General features: G+C 64.6%; 1 protein-coding gene. It reads left to right on the plus strand.

Features of this window, described 5'->3' with window-relative positions:
- Window positions 1-39 precede the first annotated feature (39 nt).
- Window positions 40-588: transposase (locus tag NKH63_RS31295; RefSeq protein ID WP_352920529.1), on the plus strand; the 549-nt coding region annotated here is incomplete at its 3' end.

Raw genomic sequence — 588 nt, forward strand, 5'->3', positions numbered from 1 at the left:
TAAGCCGATCCGAACCATTTCCCGGAGACCACACCCACCATGAACGATCTTGCGCTGCCGCTGAGCGGTTTGTCATCAGTCGGCGGCAAGTCCGTCGTCGCCCGTTTCGACGGCGGCATGCTGTCGTCCAACAGCGGCGTTCTGGCCTTGGCCGAGGTGGAAAAGCGGTTGCGGGTGGCCGAGCGTCTGGCGCGTTGCATCGACGATCCGCGCTGCCCGGACCAGGTCGTCCACAGCCTGGCGGACATGATCGGCTTTCGCATGAAGATGATCGCCGCCGGCTACGAGGACGGCAACGACGCCAACCGGCTGCGCCGCGATCCGGTCTTCAAGATGGCCCAGGATGCGCTGCCGTCGGGTCGGGATCTGGCGTCGCAATCGACGCTGTGCCGGCTGGAGAACCTACCCGGCGTGCGGGAGCTGGTCGCGATGGGACGGGCGATGGTCGATCTCTATTGCGCCTCGTTCCGGCAGGTGCCGAAGCGGATCGTACTCGACATTGACGACACCTTCGACGCTGTGCACGGAGGCCAACAGCTTCGCCTGTTCAATGCCCACCATGACGAGTACGGCTTCCAGCCGATCGTC

This window comes from Mesorhizobium sp. M0960, assembly GCF_040319055.1.
GTDB lineage: Bacteria > Pseudomonadota > Alphaproteobacteria > Rhizobiales > Rhizobiaceae > Mesorhizobium.